This window comes from Streptomyces sp. NPDC037271, assembly GCF_055603605.1.
The window spans coordinates 1-5500 of sequence record NZ_JBVJVN010000048.1 but is presented as its reverse complement, the minus strand read 5'-3'; the positions used below and the strand labels follow the sequence as shown (position 1 = coordinate 5500).

At 74.3% G+C, this 5500-nt stretch carries 2 protein-coding genes; both read left to right on the top strand.

Translation table 11 applies throughout. The features are described from left to right. Nucleotides 1-5157: SDR family NAD(P)-dependent oxidoreductase (locus ACZ7G3_RS35620; protein ID WP_470930854.1), on the top strand; the 5157-nt coding region annotated here is incomplete at its 5' end. A 137-nt stretch (nucleotides 5158-5294) separates the two neighbouring features. Further along, on the top strand, nucleotides 5295-5500 hold a 206-nt coding region (locus tag ACZ7G3_RS35615), incomplete at its 3' end, for a polyketide synthase docking domain-containing protein (protein ID WP_470930852.1).

Genomic DNA, 5500 nt, shown 5'->3' with positions numbered 1-5500 from the left:
CCCCACCACACCCGACGCGCCGGCATCTCCTCATTCGGCATCAGCGGCACCAACGCCCACATCATCCTCGCCGAACCCCCCACCCCACCCACCACGCCCGGAGCCGGCCCGGGGGACGACGCGTCCTCCCCCTCCTTGTGGGTGCTGTCCGGCCGTACCGAACCGGCGCTGCGCGCCCAGGCCACGGCACTCGTCGACGCGGTGGACTCCCTCGATGACGTGTCCGACCGTGACCTCGGACGTGCCCTGGCCACCACCCGTACCGCCCTCGAGCACCGCGCGGCCGTCACCGCCGAGGACCGCGCCGAGGCCGTCGCGGCGCTGGCCGCGCTCGGCCGCGGCGAACCGCACCCCGCCCTGGCTCTCGGCACGGCGCACCCCGACGACGGCCTCGCCTACCTCTTCACCGGGCAGGGCAGCCAACGCGTCGGCATGGGCCGCGAGTTGTACGAGCACGAGCCGGTCTTCGCCGCCGCCCTCGACGCGGTGTGCGGCGAACTCGACGCCTGCCGCGGCTCCGTGCCCGGCACACCGCCGATCCGGGAGGTGATGTTCCACGACGCCGAGGCGCTCGACCGGACCGAGAACACGCAGAGCGCGCTCTTCGCCCTCCAGGTGGCGCTGTTCCGGCTGCTGGAACACCAGGGTCTGGCACCGGACGCCGTACTCGGCCACTCCATCGGCGAGTTCGCCGCCGCACACGTCGCCGGGATCCTCACCCTGCCCGACGCCTGTGCCCTGGTCACCGCGCGCGGCCGGCTCATGCAGGCACTGCCGCCCGGCGGCGCGATGACGGCCGTCCAGGCGTCGCAGGACGAGGTCCGCGCGCTGCTGGAGGGCCGCGAGCACGAGGTGAGCATCGCCGCCGTCAACGGCCCCGCGGCCGTCGTCGTCTCCGGTGACGTCGAGGCCGTCGAACAGGTCGCCGCCACGTTCGCCGCCGCCGGCCGCAAGACGCGCCGGCTCGTCGTCAGTCACGCCTTCCACTCGCACCGCATGGACGGGATGCTCGACGCGTTCGCCGCCGTCACCGCGGAGATCCGGTACGCGGAGCCGCGCATCGCCATGGTGTCCACCGTCACCGGCCGGCCGGTCGACGTCACCGCCGACTACTGGGTCCGGCAAGTGCGCCGGGAAGTACGGATGTCCGACGGTCTGGCCGCACTCCACGACCTCGGGATCCGTACCTTCCTCGAACTCGGTCCGGACGGTGTGCTGTCGGCACTGGGCCGGGACTGCCTGGACGACGACGCACTGGCGTTCGTCCCGGTGCTGCGCCGCGGCCGGCCCGAGCGCCGCACCCTGGCCGGCGCACTCGGCGCCCTGCACGTCCGCGGCCAAAGCCCGGACTGGCACGCCGTGTTCGGCCCGGGGCGGACGCCCGGGCTGCCCACGTACGCCTTCCAGCGGGAGCGCTACTGGCTGACCGCGCACGGCACCGAAGGACCGGCCGGCCACCCGCTGCTCGGCCCCGCCGTCGAGCTCGCCGAATCCGGACAGGTCGCGCTGACCGCCCGGCTCAGCCGCCGCAACCACCCGTGGCTCGCCGACCACGCCGTCCTCGGCTCGGTCCTGCTGCCCGGCACCGCCTTCCTCGAACTCGCCGCGCGCGCGGGCTCGCAGACCGGCACCCCGCATGTCGCCGAACTCACCCTGGTCGCCCCTCTGGCGCTTCCCGAGGAGGGCCGCACCGAGGTGCAGGTCGTCGTGGCCGCGCCCGGCGACGACGGTCAGCGCGCGCTGACCGTGCACGCCCGCGCCGAGATGCCGGACGGCACCACCGAGCCGTGGACGCTGCACGCCACCGGCGCCCTCGCCCCGCGCGGCGCAGCCCCCACGACCGCCGCGGGCCGGCCCGCCGAGGCCGAGGCCCTCCCCATGGACGGCTGCTACGACGAACTGTCCGCCGCGGGCTACGCCTACGGCCCGGTCTTCCGGGGCCTGCGCGCCAGGTGGCGGCACGGCGGGGACCTGCACGCCGAGGTGGCTCTGCCGCCGTCCGTCACCGACGCCGCGTCCTACGGGCTGCACCCGGCGCTGCTCGACGCGGCCCTGCACCCGATCGTCATGGCCGCGCTGGACGACGGCGGCCGCCGGCTGCTGCCCTTCTCCTGGCGCGGCGTGACCGTCCACCGGCCCGGCGCCCGTACCGCCCGCGCCCTGATCACCACCACCGGTCCGGACGCGGTGTCGCTGACGCTGCTGGACGAGTCCCGCGCGGTGATCGCCGAGGTCGAGGAGCTGGTGCTGCGCCCGGTGAGCGACGACGTGGCCGTCCCGCGGTCGCTCCACCACCTGGCCTGGAAACCTGTCACGGCGGGCCGGGAACCGTCCCCGTCGGCCGCCGTACTCGGCTCCGCCGACCTGGACGTCGGCCCGCGGTACACCGACCTCACGGCCCTGGGTCACGCCCTCGACGCGGGAGTTCCCGCCCCGGCGGTGGTCTTCGCGCCGCTCATGGACCCCGCGGACGGTACGGCGGCCGGACCCCGGCCCACCGTGCACCGCGCGCTCGCCCTGCTCCAGGCGTGGCTGGCCGACGACCGGCTCGCCGACTCCCGGCTGGTGCTCGTCACCCGGGCAGCCGTGGCCACGGCACCGGACGCCGACGTGGATCCCGACGGCGCGGCCGTATGGGGTCTGGCACGCTCGGCGCAGACCGAGAACCCCGGGCGGGTCGGGCTGCTGGACGTGGAGTCGGCGGCCGACTGCCGTGGCGTCCTGCCGCTGATCGGCACGGAGCCGCAGCTCGCGGTACGGGACGGGGCGTCGCTGGTGCCCCGGCTCGGCCGGGCGACGGCCGACGGTGCCCTGGTCCCCCCTGCCGGGGCGGCCGCCTGGCGGCTGACGGTACGCGACCGCGGGACCCTGGACCACCTGGCTCTCGAACCCTGCCCGGAGGCCCTGGCCCCGCTGGCCGAGGGCGAGATACGCGTCGCGGTGCGCGCCGCGGGCGTCAACTTCCGTGACGTACTGAACACCCTCGGTCTCTACCCGGGCGACCCCGGTCTGCTCGGCCTCGAGGGGGCCGGTGTGGTCACCGAGGTGGGTCCCGGCGTCACCGGTCTCGGCGTCGGCGACCGCGTCATGGGCCTGTTCTCCGGGGCGTTCGGTCCGGTGGCCGTCGCCGACCAGCGGCGGGTCGCCGCCATGCCCGACGACTGGACGTACGCTCAGGCGGCGTCCGCGCCCATCGTGTTCCTGACCGCCTACCACGCCCTGGTCGGCCTCGCCGGCCTGGGCGCGGGCGAGCGTGTCCTGGTCCACGCCGCCGCGGGCGGCGTCGGTATGGCCGCCGTCCAACTGGCCCGGCATCTGGGGGCGGAGGTCTACGGAACGGCGGGCCCCGGCAAATGGGACGCTCTGCGTGCCCTCGGCCTGGACGGGGCGAACCTGGCGTCGTCGCGCACCCTGGACTTCGAGACCGCGTTCGGCGCGGCCACCGAGGGCCGCGGCATGGACGTGGTACTGAACTCGCTCTCCGGTGAGTTCGTGGACGCCTCCCTGAGGTTGCTGCCGCGCGGGGGGCGCTTCGTGGAGATGGGCAAGACCGATCTGCGCTCCCCGGAGCTGGTGGCGGCGGACCACCCCGGGGTGGACTACCACTTCTTCGACCTGCTCCAGGAGCCGGCCGAGCGGATCGCCGAACTGCTCACGGCCGTCCTGCGGTTGCTGTCGACGGGGGCGCTGACCCCGCTGCCGCTCAGCACCTGGGACGTCCGCCGGGCACCGGAGGCCTTCCGGCACGTCAGCCAGGCCCGGCACATCGGCAAGGTCGTCCTCACCCTGCCCGCCGCCCTCGACCCGGACGGTACGGTCCTGGTCACCGGCGCCACCGGTGCCCTCGGCGGACTGGTCGCGCGGCACCTGGTCGCCGAGCACGGGGCCCGCCGTCTGCTGCTGGTCAGCCGTCGCGGCCCCGACGCGCCGGGCGCCACGGAACTCGTCTCGGAGCTCACCGGGTTGGGCGCCGAGGTCTCCCTCGCGGCCTGTGACACCGCCGACCGTGACGCGCTCGCGCGGCTGCTGGCCGGCGTGCGGCTCACCGCCGTCGTCCATGCCGCAGGGGTGCTCGACGACGGCGTCATCACCGCGCTCACCCCCGAACGCCTCGACACGGTGCTCGCCGCCAAGGCCACCGCGGCCCGTCACCTGCACGAGCTGACCGTGGACCAGGACCTCGCGGCCTTCGTCCTCTTCTCCTCCGTCATGGGTGTCATCGGTGGCGCCGGTCAGGGCAACTACGCCGCCGCCAATGCCTACCTGGACGCCCTGGCCCAGCATCGCAAGGCGCGGCGCCTGCCCGCGCTCTCCCTGGCCTGGGGGATGTGGGCGGACACCGCGGGGAGGCCGGGCGCCGCCGGAATGGCGGGCTCCCTTTCCAGTGCCGACCAGGGACGGATCGCCAGGACCGGCCTCTCCCCCATCGACCGGGCGGAGGGCCTGGCCCTGCTCGACGCGGCGCTGCGCACGGACGCCGCCGTGCTCGTGCCCGCGCCCTTCGACCGTGCCGCGCTCGGCGCGTTGGGGCCTCAACTGCCCACCGTGCTCCAGGACCTGGCACCGGCCGCGCCTCGCCCGGACCAGGCGCCGACCACCGCCGCGGCCTCACCGACCGAGACCTTGCGGGACCGGCTCGCCGCGCTGAGCCCGGCCGAGCAGAAGGAACTGCTGCTGGATCTCGTCCGCGTGCAGACCGCGGTCGTACTCGGCAGGTCCTCGGCGGCCGGCATTCCCGCCGACCGGCCTTTCAAGGACATGGGCTACGACTCGCTCACTCTCGTGGAACTACGCAACAGGCTGCAGACCAGCGTCGATCTGCGGCTGCCCGCCACCCTCCTCTTCAACTGCCCGACCCCGCTGGCGGTCGTGGCCCATCTGCACACCGAACTGGCACCGGCCGTCGCGGAGTCCGCCGGCCCCACCGACTCGGGGACCGTACCGGGTCTGGCCGAACTCGACCGGCTGGAAGCGGCCCTCGCCGAGCTGCCGGGTGACACCCAGGACGACGTCAGAGCCGAAATCGTCCAACGACTCCAGACCCTGGCGGCCCGTGTGCCGGCTCAACGGGCCGGTACCGACGACAACGATCTGACCTCACGGGTGGAGTCGGCGTCGGTCGACGAACTCCTCGCGTTCATCGACTCCGAACTCTGACCGCACGTCCGCATCGCCCGGACCCTCACCCTGATCATCCTGTTCGCGCATGCGGCACGCTCGGGCACGTCTCACGGGCAGTCGTGCCCCGGACCGCACACGCACAGCTTCACGACGCCTACGGGGGCATCATCACCATGGCAACACCGGACAACGACAAGCTGGTCGAATACCTCAAGCGCCTCACCGTCGACCTCCACCAGTCCCGTCAGCGGGTCCGTGAACTGGAGTCGGGAGCCAACGATCCGATCGTGATCGTCGGTATGGGGTGCCGTTTCCCGGGCGGTGTGGACTCGCCGGAGGCGCTGTGGCAGGTCGTCGCCCAGCAGCGCGACGTGATCTC